The sequence below is a fragment of the Nonomuraea sp. NPDC049695 genome, from assembly GCF_040674955.1.
Taxonomy (GTDB): Bacteria; Actinomycetota; Actinomycetes; order Streptosporangiales; family Streptosporangiaceae; genus Nonomuraea; species Nonomuraea helvata.
The window spans coordinates 14,777-32,843 of record NZ_JBFANV010000023.1; the positions used below are offsets into that span (position 1 = coordinate 14,777).

At 70.8% G+C, this 18,067-nt stretch carries 12 protein-coding genes; 3 read left to right on the plus strand and 9 right to left on the minus strand.

Going from position 1 to position 18,067, the window contains the following annotated elements:
• The first annotated feature begins 259 nt into the window (after nucleotides 1–259).
• Nucleotides 260–1,831 (plus strand): DHA2 family efflux MFS transporter permease subunit, encoded by a 1,572-nt coding sequence (locus AB0J64_RS21370; RefSeq protein WP_364029226.1) that lies wholly within the window; start codon nucleotides 260–262, stop codon nucleotides 1,829–1,831.
• Between the two features lie 155 nt (nucleotides 1,832–1,986).
• On the opposite strand, the gene AB0J64_RS21375 is transcribed toward AB0J64_RS21370, so the two are convergent.
• Nucleotides 1,987–2,706, minus strand: a complete 720-nt coding sequence (locus AB0J64_RS21375) for a hypothetical protein (RefSeq protein ID WP_364029228.1) — start codon at nucleotides 2,704–2,706, stop codon at nucleotides 1,987–1,989.
• 449 nt (nucleotides 2,707–3,155) lie between these two features.
• On the opposite strand from AB0J64_RS21375, the gene AB0J64_RS21380 reads away from it, so the two are divergent.
• Both AB0J64_RS21380 and AB0J64_RS21385 read left to right on the plus strand, forming a co-directional pair.
• Nucleotides 3,156–4,103, plus strand: a complete 948-nt coding sequence (locus AB0J64_RS21380; RefSeq protein ID WP_364029230.1) for a hypothetical protein — start codon at nucleotides 3,156–3,158, stop codon at nucleotides 4,101–4,103.
• 325 nt (nucleotides 4,104–4,428) lie between these two features.
• Nucleotides 4,429–5,055 carry a DUF6461 domain-containing protein gene (locus AB0J64_RS21385; RefSeq protein WP_364029232.1) on the plus strand — a complete coding sequence of 209 codons (627 nt, stop codon included), beginning with the start codon at nucleotides 4,429–4,431 and terminating at the stop codon, nucleotides 5,053–5,055.
• 51 nt (nucleotides 5,056–5,106) lie between these two features.
• Here the strand turns inward: AB0J64_RS21385 and AB0J64_RS21390 are convergent, their stop codons facing one another.
• From AB0J64_RS21390 to AB0J64_RS21425, 8 genes are all read right to left on the minus strand, one after another.
• Nucleotides 5,107–11,322: a tetratricopeptide repeat protein gene (locus AB0J64_RS21390; protein WP_364029234.1), complete on the minus strand. Its 6,216-nt coding sequence runs from the start codon at nucleotides 11,320–11,322 to the stop codon at nucleotides 5,107–5,109.
• 13 nt (nucleotides 11,323–11,335) lie between these two features.
• A complete protein-coding gene (locus AB0J64_RS21395; RefSeq protein WP_364029236.1) occupies nucleotides 11,336–11,773 on the minus strand; it encodes a hypothetical protein in 438 nt (145 codons plus the stop codon).
• Between the two features lie 284 nt (nucleotides 11,774–12,057).
• A complete protein-coding gene (locus AB0J64_RS21400) occupies nucleotides 12,058–12,624 on the minus strand; it encodes a cysteine hydrolase family protein (RefSeq protein ID WP_364029238.1) in 567 nt (188 codons plus the stop codon).
• Between the two features lie 150 nt (nucleotides 12,625–12,774).
• Nucleotides 12,775–13,629 (minus strand): ATP-binding cassette domain-containing protein, encoded by an 855-nt coding sequence (locus tag AB0J64_RS21405; protein WP_364029240.1) that lies wholly within the window; start codon nucleotides 13,627–13,629, stop codon nucleotides 12,775–12,777.
• Nucleotides 13,626–14,651 (minus strand): ABC transporter ATP-binding protein, encoded by a 1,026-nt coding sequence (locus AB0J64_RS21410; RefSeq protein WP_364029242.1) that lies wholly within the window; start codon nucleotides 14,649–14,651, stop codon nucleotides 13,626–13,628. The genes AB0J64_RS21405 and AB0J64_RS21410 overlap by 4 nt, the downstream gene beginning before the upstream one ends.
• Nucleotides 14,648–16,195, minus strand: a complete 1,548-nt coding sequence (locus AB0J64_RS21415; RefSeq protein WP_364029244.1) for an ABC transporter substrate-binding protein — start codon at nucleotides 16,193–16,195, stop codon at nucleotides 14,648–14,650. The genes AB0J64_RS21410 and AB0J64_RS21415 overlap by 4 nt, the downstream gene beginning before the upstream one ends.
• A 61-nt stretch (nucleotides 16,196–16,256) precedes the next feature.
• Nucleotides 16,257–17,084, minus strand: coding sequence for an ABC transporter permease (locus AB0J64_RS21420; protein ID WP_364029246.1), 828 nt, complete (start codon nucleotides 17,082–17,084; stop codon nucleotides 16,257–16,259).
• 29 nt (nucleotides 17,085–17,113) lie between these two features.
• Entirely contained in the window at nucleotides 17,114–18,043 is a 930-nt protein-coding gene (locus AB0J64_RS21425) for an ABC transporter permease (RefSeq protein WP_364029248.1), read from the minus strand.
• Between the last annotated feature and the right edge of the window lie 24 nt (nucleotides 18,044–18,067).

Genomic DNA, 18,067 nt, shown 5'->3' on the forward strand with positions numbered 1-18,067 from the left:
GCAAGGCGGTCTGTGTTGATGGTGACGATTCGGCGAGCAAGCACGCTGTCTGATTCGAGGGCGCGGCGATTCCTGCCGCCATGTTGCGAGTCGAGCCCCCTCTCACACCTGCCGTAACCCGGCGTCAGCGCGTCTAATTCGCGCTTTTCACCCCACCACCAGGTAAGTCACATGTCCCTGGCCGGTCGTGAACCCGGGAATGCGGTGCCGCCTGCCCGGAAACCACGGCCGGTGTTCTCCCGTATGGAGGTAACGCCGCATGTCGGCCCTCAATCCCGCCGAGCCGCTCTCGGCGAAACGGCCGTGGCTGGTTCTCTGCATCCTCTGCACCGGCTTCTTCATGTCGCTGCTGGACGGGACCATCGTCAACATCGCCATCCCCACCCTGATCATCGACATCCACGCCTCGTACGACGAGGTGCTCTGGATCGTCGACGCCTACCTGCTCGTCTTCTCGGTGCTGCTGCTCACCACCGGGCGGCTCGGGGACCGCTTCGGATACAGACGTCTCTTCCTGATCGGCATCTCGGCCTTCACCGTCGCATCCGCCCTCTGCGGCCTGTCGGACTCGCCGGGACAGCTGCTCGCCGCACGAGTGCTGCAGGGCGTGGGCGGAGCGATACTCTTCCCCCAGGTGATCTCGTCGATTCTGGCGATCTTCCCGCCCCGGCAGCGTGGCCGCGCATTCGGGGTCTTCGGGGCGATCGCCGGCTTCGCGCCGATTGTCGGCCCGATCGGTGGCGGCTTCATCCTGGCGCACCTCGGCTGGCGCTGGATCTTCTTCATCAACGTGCCCATCGGCGTGCTCACCGCGCTCTCGGCCCTGGCGTTCGTCCCCGCCCTGCGTCCGGCACGCACGCACAAGCTCGACCTCGTGGGGGTGGCGCTGGCCACCGCTGGGCTGAGCGGCGTCGTTTTCGGGCTGATCGAGGGCGAGCGCTACGACTGGGGAACGATCACCGGGCCGATCAGCATCACGTCGGTCCTCCTCGCCGGTGGCCTGCTCCTGGTGCTGTTCGTCGTCTGGCAGCGCGTCCAGCGCGGCGAACCGCTGGTGCCGTTGGAGCTGTTCACCTCCGGCCGCGGCTTCCCGGCCGGCAACGCGATCGGTTTCGTCTTCCAGCTGGGCATGATCGGCATTGCCCTGGTGCTGGTCGTCTATCTGCAGACGGCACGGGCGTACTCGCCGCTGCAGACGGGGCTGATCCTGCTGCCCAACGCCGTTCTCACCGCGATCGGCTCGGCCCTCGCCGGCCGATTGTCCGACAAGGTCGGCGGCAAGCGCGTCCTCATGGCAGGCCTGGCCACGCTCGCGGTCGGCCTGGTGGTCCTCGTCGTGACGACGCGCGCGGACTCCAGCGCGTGGCAGCTCCTCCCCGGGCTGCTGATCATCGGCCTCGCGGGCGGCGCGACCTTCGTACCCCTGCAACACGTCACCCTGGAAGGCGTCGATCCGCGCCTGGCAGGCGCCGCGTCGGGGGTTTCCGGCACCACCCGGCAGGTCGGCGGTGTGCTCGGCACCGCGGTTCTCGGCGCCATCCTGTCCACGTCCCTGAGCTCAGCCCTTCGGCAGGAGGCAGAGGCGCGGGCAGGGCGGCTGCCCGCGGGGCTGCGCTCGCAGTTCGTCGAGGCCACGATGGCCGGAGGGCATCAGTTCAGCCCGCCGGTAGCGCCGCGCGGACTGCCTCCTGCGGACACCGCCCTTTTCGTCCGGACCGGGCACGAGGCGTTCACGGCCGGGTACGTGTCCGCGCTGCAGGTGACACTGCTCGCCTCGGCTGCGCTGCTTGTCCTGGCCGCCCTGTTGTGCTTCACGCTCTCGAAGCCTTGACGGGGTGGAACAGGGACGGCGTCAGTTACCTGCACGACCTTCTGACCCCGACCGCCACTGCGCGCTGCTGTCGCTGACCGTATGCGAAACGCCGCTCGGCTGCTGGAGCCCGAGCGGCGTTGCCGCGTCGCTTCAGGCGACGCCGGGCACGGGGGTCAGCGAGGCTTGGTGGTTACCGTGGAGGGATCCGGCGCTGTGACCGATACCTTGCTGCCCCACTGCGTGTAACGGGTTTTCACGGTGCTGGTGTAGCTCTCTCCGTCCTCCGCCATCGTGTACGTGGACGACACCCTGTCGACCAGACCCGCCGATGACAGCGTGAGGGTATAGGAGATCTTCAGGCCATCGTGCTCTTTACCGATCTTCGCGGCGGAGACCCAGGCCGAAACGGCCTTGAGCTCCTTCACGGTGACCGAGCCGGAGACGGAGTTTCCCGTGGTCTTTCCGTTCTTGAGCAGTTTGGCCAGGGTGTTGGGCTCGGCCGGGTTGATGAACTGCGACCACGAGTCGGGCATGCCGTAGTTCTTGCTCTTGTACCAGGTCTTGCCCTCGGGCAGGACGCTGCTGATCCGGTCGCCCGAATAGTAGCCGGTCTTGCCGATGGCGATGACGCGCTCATGCTCGTCACCGTCCTTCGTCGTGATGTCGAACGCGGCGATGTCCTTCCTACCGAACTGGAAGACGCCCTTGATGTCGCGGGCGCCCCGCTCGTCGGTGCCGTCCGTCCACGTGACGTCGCCGGTGAACCGCACCCCATGCCCGGCGGCGATCGTCGCCTTCAGCACGCCGACCGGGTCCTTGGGGGCCGCCTGCGCCGGCACGGCGGCCACCATCAGCGCGGCGAACACCACCGTTGATATGGTCATTTTCTTCACACAGGCGATCATGCCGGAGGCGGACGACAACCTGGAGCCCAAGGTCGTGTGCTCCCGTGAATCGTTATCCGGCTGAGGCGGTTGCCGCAGGCGCCCCAGCCCCAGGACGTCCCGACCAGACCGGAGGCCGCGCGCGACGTCATGTGGTCATGCCCTCGGCGTCATGCTCGTATGCGCCGGCCTGCAGCACCTGCCGCCACGCGGGCCAGACCCCGCACCCCGGGGGCGGCCGCGCTGGCATGCGTGAACCCAGCATGCGTTGTGGGAGTCTCGGGATCATGGCCAACAGAGGAGGCAATCATGAGCCCCCCACCGAGGCGGGACGAGCCGAGCCCGGACTGTCACGGTGGTCTCGCCGGTGGTCGAGAACAGTGTCCTGCTCTCATGAGCTCGCGGACGGCAGTCAGCCGCGGGTGGTGCCGGGCCGATTACGGGCGCTCGGCCGCGTCGTGGCCGTCGTGCTGGTCGGCGGGCTGCTCGGCGGGCTGCTCGGCGGGCTGCTCGGCGGCGAGGAAGGCCCGCATGGGCCTTACCGGCCGCCTTACGACGTCAGCTGCCCTGCGTGGACCAAACTGCATCGTAGGTTCGACGACACACGGATAGAGGATCGGGAGCGTGCCTTCTTGTGCCTGGTACGGGACGCGGGCGGGCCGATGTTCCCTGACGACAAGTCCGATCAGGCCCTCCTGGCGTCCGGCAGGACATTGTGCGCCCAACCGGGGTGGAGGAGAGCCGACGAATGGCTGCGCAGCGGGGACCGGACAATCAACCTGCACGGTTTGGACAGCGCATTGGTGTTCTTGTGCCCCGATGTCATCGGAGGCCCGGATCTGATGCCCTCGGACGAACAAATGCTCAAGGAGGAGGCCGACTACGTCGCCGCGAGCAACGCCGGCTGCCGTGACCCGTGGCCCAAGACGCGGGCCCGCAAGCAGGGGACTGCCGCGTACTTCACGTCCGAAGGCGGCGGCTATCACCTCGCCGACGACGCCGATCCGGACAACGAGGACGGAGTCGAACGAGACGACGACGGGTTACTCACAGGCGAGAAGACGGGCGTGGGCATCGAGACGATCAGAGCGATGAATGTCTGCGTGACCGTCAAGGCTTTCGACAAGGCCCCGCCTCTGCGGCTCAAGGGCTGGCAGGAAGTGGCCGAGGTGGGGGTCACCAGCCGCAGCGGCCGGCTGATGGTGCCGGCCATGCAGCCGGGCGGCGGGGAGGGGGCCGGGCGGGCCCTGCCCAATCTGGCTGTCAAAGGGCCGGGCCACTACCGGGTGCGGGTCTACGCACGGGGCGACGAGGACGCCAGCACCATGCTGCCCGCCGAGTGGCATCTGATCGTGGTCTATCCCGGACGGTCCAGGAAGGAGGTCGTCTATCGCTCTCGTGGGTGACAAGGCTGATGCCGCAGGCGGACCACCGCCCGCTCCAGGTACCGCACAGCGGGGTTGCGGCGGCGATCCGTGCTTTGTGGACGTCGGCGCCGCAGGGCATTGGAACATCGCCCACCGACCGCGGACACCGCCCTTTTCGTACGGGCCGGCCACGAGGCGTTCACGGTCGGATACGTTCCGCATGCAGATGACACTGCTCGCCTCGGCTGCGCTGCTCGTCCTGGCCGCTCTGTTGTGCTTCACGCTCCGAAAGCCTTGACGGGGGGGAACGAGCAAGATCCTCCGACCAGGAAGGGCGATCGTCCCTTCGTCGCGAAAGGCGGCCATGCAGTCACGAACCTACCTGCACGACCTTCTGACCTCGACCCTCTTCACCGAGGGGCTCGACAGCGACATGGACCTGTGGGCGCTGGGTTTCACCACCATCTGGGTCAAGGGCGCGGACCTCGACACCCTCGCCCGCACCTTCGGCATGGACCTCGCCACCCGTACCCCGAGTCACCTGAGCGAGATCCTCGACCACGCCATCCACGATGGCTCTCGCTGGGTGGGCGAGGTCAACGGCTGGATCGGCATCGTGCCGGCGCAGGCCGACCGCGAAGTCGTGCGCTCCCTCTCCGAAGGCGGCCGTGAGGCCCTCGGTTTCAGCATGGACATCAACTACAACGCCTCCTTCGTCTACGCTCGCGACGGGCGCACGATCATCTCCTTCGACCCCTCTTCGCCAGATGAGCGGTACGGCGAGGACCCGCACGCGCTCGATCATCTGATGGACGGACTGCGCTTCCAGATCATCACCGAATCCGACAACCCGGACGATCTTGTGGAGATCGACGAGAGCGTCAGCTCGGCCTTGGCGCTGATCGGACGCATCACGGAAACCGACATCGCCGCCGACTGGTTCCAGGCGCAGCACTCACGCATCGGCGAGATCAGGGAGTCGCGTCCATAGATGGTGGCACGGTAGTACTGCTGGTGGATCAGGATCTCGCGCTGGGGTGACCTAGCGGCCGGCCAGCGCGCGACGACACCGTTCCAGCTCGCCGAGCATGTCGTCCAGCGCCGGCCGGTAATCCTCCTCGCCGCGATCCACGTGATCTCGCAGGATAGCGACCGCCTCCTCGACGTAGGGCAGAGCGTGCCCGAACCAGCCCAGGGAGGCGAGCTGCGCGCTCAGCTCGGAGACCAGCGCGAGGCGATCGGGCACCAGATGGATCGCTATCGCGTCGTGTGGCAGGCGCTCATGGATGACCATCGCCTCCTCTGTCCTGCTCACCCCCTCCAGCGGGCGGCCGAGCAGATTCAGCGCTCTGGCCTGGTCGAACAGAGTTCTGACCAGGAGCGGCTCGGCGGTCTCCGGGTCCGACAGAGAGAAGCGGCGAAGGATGCCGACGGCCTCCCCGCAGCGTGCCGCGCCCTCCTCGTAGCGTCCTAGGTCGATCAGACACCAGCCGAGATGGCGCATCCCCCACGCGACTTCGCCCAGATATTCGGCGGGGCTGAGCTCGGAAAGCCGGCGGAACAGCTCGATCGCCTCCTCCATCGCTGCCAGGGCGTCGTCGAAACGGCCCAGCTTGGCGAGCACGCCGGCGATCTTGTAGAGAGCCTGCGCCAGTGCGACGCTCGTGGCGGGGGCGGCGGACGCGAGCAGCTCCCGGCGTACCTGTACGGCTTCCTCGCATACGGCGAGCGCGTCCTCCGGCCGTTCCAGGATCTCGTGGTAGCCGGACAGCATCTCCAGGCTCTCGGCGAGCGCGGTGGCGTCCGCGGAGCGGAACTCGCGAAAGACGCCGACCGCGGTCTGCAGCGGCGCCACGGTCTCCTCCGGCCGTCCCGCCTGGAACAACGCCTCAGCCAGCGAACGCCATGCCCATGCCACGTGGATGGGATATCCCCCACGATCGCGTAACACCTGGACCGCCTCTTCGCGGACGCTCACGGCCTCCGACCACGATCCCAAGTCGGCGAGTACGTCGCCCAGCCCGCCGAGCGCGGCGGCGAGGGCGGCGGTCCTCGTGGTGGAACGCCACCAACCCACCGCCTCCTCCGCGGCGACCCGCGCGCCCGTGAGATCACCGAACATCCTCAGGGACAGTGCCTCCGCCTCCAGGCAGGCCGCGAGCGACGGGACGAGGTAGAGCTCTGAATCTCCCTTCGGTGGATCGCCGAGCAGGTCCCGGCAGAGGGCGATGCCGGATCGTGCGGTGGGGAGCGACTCCTCCTGGCGTCCGTCACGGGCGAGCATGAGGGCCGACTCCGACAGGGCCAGGGCGAGCATCGGCGCGTAACCGGCCGCGTCGGACCGCATGCCTTCCCGCGCCAGAGCGACGGCCTCCCGCAGCGCGCTCTCCGCCTCGGCGGGCTGTCCCGTGAGGTTCAGCCGGTTGGCCAACATGGCCAGCGCGGGGATGAGCCTGGCCCCGGATTCCGCACTCTCCCGCCTCAGCGCCACGCACTCCTGCGCCGCCGCCAGGGCCTCATGGACCCGGCCCGCCGACGCCAGTCGGTTGCTGAGGTTGTGCAGGGCAGTGGCCAGACCGGCACGATCGCCGGTGGCGACGAGCCGATATGCGGCGACGGCCTCCACCGTCGAGTTCAGGGCGTCCGCCGGGTGACCGGCGACCGCCTGGCTGTCCGCCAGCAGAGCCAGCGCCCACGCCTCCTGAGACCGGGCCGCGTCCCCACGGTCGGAGGTCAACGTGGCGAAGCGCTCGGCGGCCTCGGTGAGCACGGGTACGGCTTCGGCGTGCCGCTTCAGCAGGGCGAGGCATCGGCCGTACCGCAGCGACTCCTCCGCGACCGTCCACGGGTCGGTGCCGCTCCGGCTGAGCGCCAGGGATTCCTCGAAACAGCCGACCGCCTCGCCGTGCCGGCCGCGCATGGAGCGAACCGCCCCGAGCTCCGCCAAGACGGAGCGCAACCCCGGACGGAACGCCTCGGCCTCGCGGGTGAGTGAACGGTACAACGCCACCGCGTCCAGCAGACCCGCCTCGGCTTCGTCGAACCGGCGCAGCGCGATCAGGTCGTCGGCCAGATCGGAGAGGCGGGCGGCGTACTCCGGTTCGTAGGTGTGCGGGTCCGTGACGGTCAGGCCCGCCAGCAGAGCCACGGCCTCCTCCAGCCTGAGCACGGCCTCCTCGGCGTGGCCATGGTCGAGCAGTGACTTCCGGAGCCTGGTCAGGGCCTGGCCGAGCAGGTACGGCGAGCCCCGCAGGCGCGCGTGGCGTACCTCCGCGCGGGCCGCCTCGATCGGATCGTCCGGGTCACGCCGGACCGGGGCGGCTGCGTCGTGCTCCTCTTCGGCCGCACCGAGGGTGGCGGCCTCCGCGCGTGCGCGCGCGGCCGCTTCCGGCTCCCCGGCCGCCGCCAGGCCGGTGCCGATATCCCCGAGCACGCTCCCCAGCTTCGGCCCATACCCGTCCGGATCCCGCGCGACCAGGACGCGCAGCCGGCGCACGGCCTCCGTCCCGACGCCCACCGCCTCCTCGTGGCGCCCGGCCCGGTTCAGGGACCAGGCCAGCGAGTGAAGCGCCCAGACGAGGTCGTCGCCGTCCTCATCGAGCGTGCCGCGCAGCAGGTCCACGGCCTGCCTGGCGGCATCGACGCCTTCCTCCAGCCGTTCGGTGAACGTCAGTTCCTCCGACAATGCGAGCAGCGAGTCGGCGAGCCGTTCCGGAGAGAGCGGGGTGACCTGCCGCGTCAGCTCCACCAGTTCCCGGGCCACCGGCAGCGCCTCCTCGTGCCGCTCCGCCTCCGACAGCCGGTCACGGTATCTGCCGAGCCGTCCCACCAGCCTCTGGCCGTACGCCTCGGGGTCGTCCCGCACCAGGACTCGTGACAGCGCGACGGACTCGGCCAGCGCGGCCAGGGCCTGCTCGGGCGCGTCCATCTCCGTGTGCACGTCGACGAGCACGCTCAGGCCGTGGGCCAGTTCCGCCCGGTGCGCATCGGGATCGGCCGCCGCGAGGCCCTGGAGCAAGGCCGTCGCCTCCAGCCCGACGGTGAGGGCGTCGGCCGGCTCGCCGGCGTCCAGCAATGCCATCGCGAGATCGACGAGAGCCTGGCCGAGCCACTCGTGGCGGCCGAGTTCCCGGTAGATTTCGACGCTCTCGCGTAGCAGGGGGACGGCGTCGTCGGCACGCCCGGCGTCCAGAGCGCGGATGCCCGCATCCTGCAGGAGTCCCGCAAGGTTCGAAGCGTGCGCCGTAGGATCGGTCTCGGCCAGGGGCCGCAGCGATGCGACGGCCTGACCGAAACGGTTGGCGGCCTCCTCCCAGCGCCGGCTCTCGACCAGAAGATCAGCGAGCGACGCCGTGGCGTCCACGTGCGCGGCCAGCCACCGGGCGGGGTCGTCCGCGGCCAGCTCGCCGTGCAGGTCGGCGCATTCCACCGCGACCTGGATCGCCTCGGCGTGCCGCCCGGCGGCGTGCAGGTAGCGGCTCAGGGCCCGCAGGCCACCCGCGAACCTCGCCCTGTTCGTCGCGGGCTCGGTGACGGCCGGCCGACGGAAGGTCGCGACCGCCTCCTCGCAGGCCACCACCGCTTCTTCGGGACGGCCGGCCTTGTGCAGGATGACTGCGAGGTCGGCCAGCGCGTGCGCCAGCGCGTCCGCGTACGCCCCCTTGTTGAGCGCGGCCAGCTTCCGGTATGCCGCCACACCCTCGCGCGCGTCGGCCACGGCCTGGTCGTGGTGCCCCAGCTCGGCTCGGGCGAAGGCGGCGACCAGGAACGAATGGGCGACGTCGAGGCCGGACGGCCGTGGATCCTCCGCGAGAAGGGCACGGGCCACCTCGGCCGCCTCCGCTGCCGTGTCCAGGGACTCCCGCGGCCGGCCGGACTGCCGCCACAGCTTGCTCTGCCGGCACAGGAGCCGGCAGAGCAACGGCCCGTGAGTGAGGGCGTCGGCGGCGACCTGCCGGCGGGCGGCCTCTGCCGCTTCGCGCAGGCAGTCGATCGCTTCCTTCACCCGGTCCATGGCGGCGAGCACGGTCGCGAGATCGGACAGGCTCTCGGCCAGGCCGTGATCGAACCGGCGCGGCAAGGCGGTCGCCAGCGCCCGGAACAGTCCGACAACCTCCTGGCCTGACGCCAGTGCCTCGTCCGTCCTGCCGAGCTCCGACAGATTCATGCAATGGTTCGCCAGGGCGAGCGCCAGGTCGGACTGCGGGACCCGGCCGGCAGCCAGCATCCGGCGGTGGAGCGCGACCGACTGCCGGCTGAGCTCCAGAGCCTCCTCATGCCGGCCCAGACCGGCGAGCCCGCTGGAGACGTTGTTCAGCGGCATCGCGAGATGGAAGAGCTGCTCCTCGTTCTCCGGATTGACGTGGCGGCGGCGGATGGCCAGCGACTCCTCGGCGTGCGCGAGCGCCTCGGCGCTCCGGCCCATGTTGCCCAGCACCATGGCCAGTCTGTGCAGGGCACCCGCCAGTCCCTTTTCGTAGGTCGCGGGGTCGACCCTGGCCAGGCGGCGCAGGATGCCCACGGACTGCTGGGCTGCCGACAGCGCGCCATCCGCGTGCCCAGGGCCGAGCGGGTCCGTCGCCGCGCCCAGATGGCTCAGGGCTTCGGCCAAGAGCGGCTCGTACGCGTCCGGGTCGGCGGCCACCAGGCCGCGCAGCAGTTCGACGGTCTCGCCGTAGGCCTGGCGGGCGTCCGCGAACAGCCCGGCCGCCGCGAACCGGACGCCTTGGATGAAGTGGAGGTCGGCACGCTCGTAAGCGTCATCCGTACGAGCGAGGTGGTGCGCCACGAGGCGCTGGGTGACGGCGGCCATGCCCGCGGCGAGATTCACGTCCTCCTCGGGAAAGCACGCACCGACCGCTTCCAGCACGGCGATGTCGACGTCCAGCTCGGCCAGGCGGGCCAGCGCGGCGTCCCCGGCTGCGAGAGCCAGCCGCGGCCGCGCCAGGAGCAGCGGCACGAGCAGGCCGGTGGCGACGTGCGGCCAGCGCCTGGACGCCTCGATGAGCACGGTGACGACACCGCCCGCGTATCCAGGTTCTTCCTCGCCCTCCGCGCAGATCAGCCGGTCGACGGCGCCGGCCGCCCATGGGTCGCTGGGGTACCCGGCGTTGTGGCCGGGAGTGGACAGCGCGACGAAGTCCTCGCCGAGCCGGTCGGGGTAGAGCGGCTCGAGCACCGAGGCCGGATGGCCGGACGGGTAGCACCACGCGTGGTCGCGCAGGACCTGGTCGGCTGACTCGACGGACGCGGCCACACCAAGCCTGATCAGGGCGTCCCTGCCTGTCTCGTAGGGAACCGGCCTGACGAGCGTGGCGGTGTACACGGCGTGCGCCATGACGTCCTCCACCGTCGTGAGCTGACCGCCGTCGCGCAGGGCCCGCCAGTACGCGCGCTCCCTGCCCAGGAGATAGATGGCCAGGCCGGTCGGATCCCGCGGCGCGTCCGTGCCGGTCCGGAGGGCGTCCACTTCCGCGAGCGCGGCCATCTGGACGGCGAGAGCCTGCCGGAAGCCCTTCCCTCCGAGGTAGTGGGGCGGGCCGATCGAAGCGGCGTGAGGCACCTCGAGGATCCGGGCGAAGCAGTCGCGCGCCGTCACGAAGATCGCCGCGGCTGCCGCGGCGTCCTCGGCCAGCGGCTGCAGCGCGGTCGCGCTCGTGTCCTGCGTGCCCGCCGAGACCAGGTGGTATTCGAGGGAGTGCCACCAGTGCCCGGCCGGGCGGGCGAGCAGCAGCACGCGAGCGGGCCCGCCGGACTGCAGCCAGCCGTCCTCGAACAAGGCGTGCAGTTCGGTCACCGGCCACCGCTCGGCGTAGTCCACGATCAGCAGGCGACCCTGACCATCGGGCGCGGGTGGTGGCGAGGGGCCTCGCGTGCGGGACGGATGGATCGCCGCCTGAGCCACCGTCCAGCCCTGAGCCGCGCAGGCCGCCGCGAACTCCGCCGCCAGCCGGGTCTTTCCCTGGCCGCCCGGCCCGTGCAGCAGGTGGACCGACAAGCCGTGGTCAGGCGCGTCCCGCCAGGCGGCGAGCGCGTCGAGCTCCTGCTCCCTGCCCACGAAGGTGACGACGCGACTGGCGGCGGCCAGCAGCCAACTCGGCTGCCGGCGGGCCCTGCCGGGCACGGCAGCGGGCGCGGCCGTCCAGGGCTCAAGGGTGTAGGCGGGTTCGCCTTGGTGGACGTGGAGGTCCCCGTGCTGGGCGACGTTGATCACGCCACCCGGCTGCGCCTGGTTGATCTGCTGGTACGACGGGGTCACGGTTGACCCCGCGTCAGCCCGGATCCTGGGGCGAATACCGGTAGACGTGTTGCGAACCGTGCTGCACGGCATTCACCGTCCCCTGACCAGAGGCGGTGTTGCGCTGGACGTAGAGCTGCCCTGCGGCCGGGATGAGTTCCTCGATGCGGGTGACCAGGTCGCGGAGCTCGGCCGCAGCCTGCGGACTCTCCTCCAGCAGGTCCGTCAGGCGCACCTGCCAAGCGGTGAGGGCCTGGGCGCGCACCTGCGCCCGCGTCTCGGGGTCGGCGCTCTCCACGCGCACCGCGAGTTCGTCCAGCCGCGACTCGGCGAGCCGTGTGCGGTCCTCGTCGCCCCTGCCGAACAGCCGGGCGAATCCGTCACGTGCCGTCTTCCAGGCGTCGGTGGCCGCCGCTTCCACCAGTGCGGTACCGCCCGCGGCGGCGAGCGCCGCCAACCACTCAAGGCTCATCCCCATCCCCACAAGAATGATCAGCCACCGGGATATGACCGGTCATAGGGATAATCGCAGAAATCCGGGGCACGGCCCAGGCGTTGCGCGTAACCGGTCGCGCCATTTGGACCTGATGAAAACGCGGCTTCACCCACCTTTCCTGGGCACGTGCGGCGACCTATTTTGCTCCGCAGGTTGATCGGGAGCGGCCTTTGATAGAGCTCAAGCCCTGCTCAATTACGCCACTGGCATGACTGACATGCCTGAAGTCGCTAAATAATAGTTCAGGTCAGCGCGCCGGCTCAGCCCGCGTCGTCCGCCGCGAAGCTGACGTCCGCCGTGTCGGCGGTGCCCGCGCGGCGGCCGGGCGCGCGGTGCCAGCGCCAGTAGAGGTTGGTGTGCGCGATCACCTGCTCCGGCGGCGGCGCGCCGTACTCGCTGAGGTCCTCCGTCGTGTGCGCGTCGCCGACCAGCGTCACGTCGTAGCCGCGGACGAAGGCCCCGTGGAGGGTCGAGCGGATGCACTCGTCGGTCTGGGCGCCCGCGACGACGAGCCGGCCCACCCCGCGCTCGGCCAGCACCGCCTCCAGTTCGGTGCCCTCGAACGCGTCGGCGTAGCTCTTGTGGACGAGCGGCTCCGCATCGCGGCGGGCCAGCTCCGGCACGTACTGCCAGTGCTCGCTGCCCCGCGGGAGACGGTCGTCGGAGTGCTGCACCCACACCACGGGCACGCCCTCCGCGCGGGCCTTGCCGATCAGGGTCTCGATGTTGGCGATCACGCCGTCGCGGTCGTGGGCGCCGGCCATCACACCGGTCTGCACGTCGAGAACGAGCAGCGCGGTGTGCGGACGATCGGGCAGAGTCGTCATGGATCCCTCCTGCTTCCAAGGCCGGCCGGGCGCTCCCGCTGCGCGCGTACGGCTGCCCGCCGCGCGTCGCGGCGGGTGAGCCGGAGGACCTGCGCCATGCCGCGAGCCTAGACCGCGGCACTGACATAAGCGGCTCTCACATAAGCGGTCCTACGCTCCCCTCGCCACCTCCCCGTCCTGGGAACCGGCGCCGGACAGCTCGGGTGCGGCGTCGAGCAGGCTGCGGGTGTACTCGTGCCGCGGCGACCCCAGCACCTCCGTCGTCCGCCCTTCCTCCACCACCACCCCGCGGCGCATGACGGCGATCCGGTCCGCGATCTGGTGCACTACGCCGAGGTCATGGGAGATGAAGAGCATCGCCAGGTGATGACGTTCGCGCAGGTCGACCAGGAGGCGGAGGATCTGTGCCTGGACCGACACGTCCAGGGCGGACACCGCTTCGTCACACACCAGCAGCCGGGGCCTGACAGCGAGCGCGCGGGCGATGCTGACCCGTTGGCACTGTCCGCCGGACAGTTCGTCCGCCCGGTGCCGGGCGACGCTCGCGTCGAGGCCGACGTCGTCGAGCAGGCGGTGCAGCGCGGCGGTACGGTCGCCGGGCGGGGCGGAACTCGGATGGGTGCGCCATGCCTCGTCGATGATCGCGGCGACGGTCATGCGCGGGCTGAGCGACGACCGCGGATCCTGGAAGACCATCTGCGCCGCGCGCTGCTGCGCCGTCGTGCGGCGTCCGGCCGGGCCCAGGGGCACGCCGTCGAGCAGGACGGCGCCGGAGTCGGGCCGGACCAGGCCGACTATCGCGCGGGCCACCGTGGTCTTGCCCGACCCCGACTCTCCGACCAGCCCCACGATCTCGTCGGGAGCCACCGAGAGGCTCACGCTGTCGACCGCGACGAACTCACCGGACCGGCCGGCGGCGCGCGGCCGCAGCCACGCGGCCCGCTGCCCGAAGGTGACCCGCAGGTCACGCACCTCGAGCAGGGTGCCGTCAACGCCCTCTCTCATCGCTGCAGCAGCTCCTCGGCGAAGTGGCACGCGGCCCACCGGCCGGGCGCGACGGATCTGACCTGCGGCTCCTCGGTACGGCACCGCTCACGTGCCAGCGGGCACCGGGGATGGAACGCGCATCCCGGCGGGCGGTTCGCCGGTGTGGCCGGCGTTCCCGGCAACGGATGCGCCAGTGCGGTACGGGTCCGCACCGCGGGCACACTGTCGACCAGTGCGCGGGTGTACGGGTGGGCCGGGCCGGCCAGCACCGCCGCGGTGGGGCCGCGCTCGGCGACCCGGCCGGCGTACATGACGACGACCTGGTGCGCGACGTGCGCCACGACCCGCAGGTCATGGCTGACGAGGAGCATCGCCAGTCCCTGGTCCTCCTGTATGGAGCGGAGCAGGCGCAGGATGCGCGCCTGCACCGTCACGTCCAGCGCCGTGGTGGGCTCGTCGGCGAGCAGCAGCGCCGGATTGCCCGCCAGGGCAAGGGCGATCATGGCCCGTTGCCGCATCCCACCGGAGAACTCGTGCGGGTAGCTGCGCATCCTGGTGACCGGCTCAGGGACGCCGGCCCGCTCGAGCAGTTCGAGCACCTGCCGGCGCACCTCGGCCCGGGAAAGGCCGGCGCGGCGGAGGATCTCGCCCACCTGGCGGCCGATCGTCTGGGTCGGGTTGAGCGCGCCCAGCGGATCCTGAAAGATCATCGCGATCTCGTGGCCGCGCAGGCGGCGCCGCCGGGCAGGGCTCGCCTGGAGGAGGTTCTCACCCCGCCAGCGCAGCTCCCCGCCGGTCGCCGCTCCGTCGGGGAGCAGGCCGATCACGGCGTTCGCGGTCATCGTCTTGCCGCTGCCCGACTCGCCGATGAGCCCGACCGTCGTCGCCGGCGGGATGTCGAACGTCACCCGGTCGACGACCCGGACGGCGCCGCCGGCGACGGGCAGGTCGACGACCAGCCCGTCCACCTCGAGCAGCCCCTCCGCCTCGAGCAGCGGGTCGCCGGGAGCCGCGTCGGCCGGTGTCCGCGTCCGGCTCATGAGCTGCTGACCCGTATGCCGGAGAAGTCGGGCAGCCCGTTCGGGTCCGGTGTGACGCCGGTGACGCGGTGGTTCCAGGCGTAGGCGAACTTGACCGCCATCGGGAACATGCCGACCGCGTCCCCCCAGATGATCTTGCTGGCCTCGCCGTACAGCTTGACCCGCTCGTCCTTGTCCGGGCTCGCCCCGGCGGCGGCGAGCAGCTTGTCGAGCTCGGGGTTGCAGTAGCCGTTGCGCTTGGCCGCGCAGGGGTACAGCCGGCCGAGCGTGTTCGCCGAGTCGTACGTGGGGTTCGACAGCTGCTGGAAGTTGATGTCCCAGTTCAGGGCGAGCAGGTCCTTGGTGAAGACCGCCTGCTCCTTCTCCAGCAGGTCCACCTGGACGCCGATCTTCTGCAGGTCGGAGACCACCGCCTGGTTGAACGGCCGGAACTCGGCGTTGGCGAACTGCAGCCGCAGCTTGGTGGAGAAGTCGAAGCCGGCGGCGGTCAGCGCGGCCTTGGCGGCGGCCGGGTCGTGGCCGACGGGTTCCTGGGGGACGTGGCCGAGGGTGACGGGCGAGACGGGGGCGTCGGCGAGGGTGCCGGTCTGCGGGTACAGCCGCTTGATGATGGTCGCGAAGTCGACCGCCTGCCACAGCGCCCGCCGCACCTTGGCGTCCTTCAGCGCCGGCGCGGAGGAGTTGAACCACATGGTGAACACGGCGGTGCTGGGCACCGTCTCGACCTTGAGGTTGGAGTCGCGCTGCAGCTCCGGGAGCTGGTCGTCGGGGATGCCCCAGACGAGGTCCGCCTCGCCGGTCCGCAGCGCGGTCAGCCGGGCCGCGAGCTCGGGCATCTTGCGGATGGTGACCCGCTTGACCTGGGGCGTGCCACCGTAGTGGCCGGGGTTCGGCACCAGGACGAGCGTCCCGGACGGATCGAACTTCTCCACCTTGAACGGCCCCGATCCGACCGGGTTCTGGAAGAAGGCCGGATTCTCGCCGGTCAGGCTGCCGGGCATCACGTAGAAGACGGCCAGCTTGTACGGCACCGCCGCGTCCGGTTTCGCGGCCTTCAGTACCACCTCGGTGGGCGAGGCGGCGGTCATGGTGTAGCCGGTGAAGTTGGCCGCGTTCGTGCTCTTGAGCTCGATGAACCGCTTGAACGAGGCGACGACGTCGTCGGCGGTGACAGGCTTGCCGTCGCTGAACTTCACGCCCTGGCGGAGCGTGAACGTCCACTGCGAGGCGGTGCCGTCGGGCTTCCACACGGTGGCGAGGTCACCTTGCAGGCTACCGTCCGGGCGCGGCCGCACCAGGCGGCTGAAGATCGCCTGCGATGCCAGCTGGGTGCCGGTGGCACCGCCGCCCGCAGGGCTGTCCGGGTCGAGGCTCTCGATCGCGTACGTGCCGGCGACGGTGATCCCGCCGCCGCTGCCGCTGTCGCCCCTGTCGCTGCTGCCGCCGCCGGTGGCGGCGCTGCAGCCGCTGAGCGCGAGGGCCGCGGCGGCGATGAGGGCCAGTGCCGCGCGCCGCGGCCTACCTGAGGCAAGGGGTCTGGTCATTGACGTTTCCCGCCTTCCGGGGGTGCTTGTGGGGGGGAAGGGAGGTCAGCCGGCCGGCGGCTCACCTCAGGTGTCCGCGGCCGTGTCGGGCGGTGAGCTGGTCACCGAGGATCCCGATGTTGATGATCAACAGCGACAGCGCGACGCCGGGCAGGGTCGAGATCCACCAGGCGCTTTCGAGGTACTGCTTTCCGTTCGCGATGGTCTGGCCCCAGGAGACCGCCGAGTTGGGCAGGCCGATGCCGAGGAAGCTGAGCCCGGCTTCGGCCAGCACGACGAGAGCGAACTCCAGCGTCGCCAGGGCGACCACCGGACCGGCCGTGAGCGGCAGGATGTGCCGCAGCAGGATGGACAGCGGCCGCACGCCGAGCACCCGGGCCGCGTCGATCCAGGGCCGTTCCCGTATCGACAGGGCGACGCCGCGGGTGACCCGCGCGAACGAGATCCAGGCCGTCGCGGAGAGCGCGGTCACGACCACCAGGACGCTGCGCTCGAAGGCGCCCGCGATCACGATGGCCAGCAGGATCGCCGGGAACGCGAGCAGGATGTCGATGCCGCGGGCGAGCACGGTGTCCAGCCAGCCGCCCACGTAGCCGGCGACGACGCCGATGGCCACGCCGACGACGCAGGAGACGACGACCGTCGAGACACCGATGATCATCGAGGTGCGTGCGCCGTAGACGACCTGGGCGAGCACGTCACGGCCGAGGGCGTCGGTGCCGAGCCAGGCGATCCCGCCGGAGGCGAGCCGCGCTCCCGGGCTGAGCAGCCGGTCGTCGAGAGCGACGCGCACCGGGTTGTAGTCGATGAGCAGCGGGCCCAGCCCGCCGACCACGACGTACAGGGCGAGGACGGCGTACGGGATCCGGCCGAGCAACCGCCGGGACACGGCACGCCCCCTCCCGAGGGCGAGGGCCGTCATGCCGCACCGTCCAGCTTGATACGCGGATCGAGCTGGGAGTAGAGCAGGTCGGCGACGAGGTTGAACAGCATCACGATGCCCGCGATGAGGAAGACGGCCGCCTGCACGACCGCGTAGTCGCGGTTGGAGACCGCGTCCACGACCAGCGTCCCGAGCCCGGGCCAGGCGAAGACGTTCTCGACCACGACCGCGCCGCCCATCAGGCCGCCCATGTGCAGCCCGACGATGGTCACCACGGGGATGAGGGAGTTGCGCAGCGCGTGGCCGACCAGCACCTGCCGCTCGGTGAGGCCCTTGGAGCGGGCCGTGCGGATGTACGGCTCGCGCATCGTCTCCGCGACGCTGGTCCTGGTCAGGCGGGCCACGATGGCGGTGAACGGCAGGGCCAGCGTGAATGCCGGCAGCACCAGGTGCGCGGGCGTGCCCGCCCCGGCGCTGGGCAGCAGGCGGAAGGCCAGCGCGAAGACGAGGATCAGCATGATGCCCACCCAGAAGGTGGGGAACGACTGCAGGGCGATGGTGCCCGCGGTGACCAGCCGATCGACCGCGCCGCCAGGGCGACCGCCCGCCAGCAGCCCCAGCACGAGGCCGAGGCACACGGCGATGAGCGTGGAGGCGAGCATCAGGTCGGCGGTCGCGGGCAGGCGCTCGAACACCTCCGACATCGCCGGCCGATCGAAGCGGTAGGAGTCGCCGAAACGTAAGCGGGCGACGTCGCCGAGATAGCCGAGGTACTGGCTGAACACCGGCCGGTCGAGCCCGAGTTTCGCGGTGAGCCCGGCCACCTGCTCCCGGCTCGCGTCCGGGCCCAGCAGGATCGTCGCCGGATCGCCAGGCGCGACCCGGACGATGAGGAAGATGAGTGAGGCGGCTCCCCACATGACCAGCACGCCCACGAGCAGCCGTTTGGCGATGACCCTGATCATGCGGGCCGCCCCGCGGCGGCGGAC

Bases quoted from the DNA above. Each gene is read 5' to 3' on its own strand.
- AB0J64_RS21385 (WP_364029232.1), top strand. From the start codon at position 4,429: ATGCAGTCACGAACCTACCTGCACGACCTTCTGACCTCGACCCTCTTC.
- AB0J64_RS21400 (WP_364029238.1), bottom strand. From the start codon at position 12,624: ATGACGACTCTGCCCGATCGTCCGCACACCGCGCTGCTCGTTCTCGAC.
- AB0J64_RS21395 (WP_364029236.1), bottom strand. From the start codon at position 11,773: ATGAGCCTTGAGTGGTTGGCGGCGCTCGCCGCCGCGGGCGGTACCGCA.
- AB0J64_RS21415 (WP_364029244.1), bottom strand. From the start codon at position 16,195: ATGACCAGACCCCTTGCCTCAGGTAGGCCGCGGCGCGCGGCACTGGCC.
- AB0J64_RS21425 (WP_364029248.1), bottom strand. From the start codon at position 18,043: ATGATCAGGGTCATCGCCAAACGGCTGCTCGTGGGCGTGCTGGTCATG.
- AB0J64_RS21370 (WP_364029226.1), top strand. From the start codon at position 260: ATGTCGGCCCTCAATCCCGCCGAGCCGCTCTCGGCGAAACGGCCGTGG.
- AB0J64_RS21405 (WP_364029240.1), bottom strand. From the start codon at position 13,629: ATGAGAGAGGGCGTTGACGGCACCCTGCTCGAGGTGCGTGACCTGCGG.
- AB0J64_RS21410 (WP_364029242.1), bottom strand. From the start codon at position 14,651: ATGAGCCGGACGCGGACACCGGCCGACGCGGCTCCCGGCGACCCGCTG.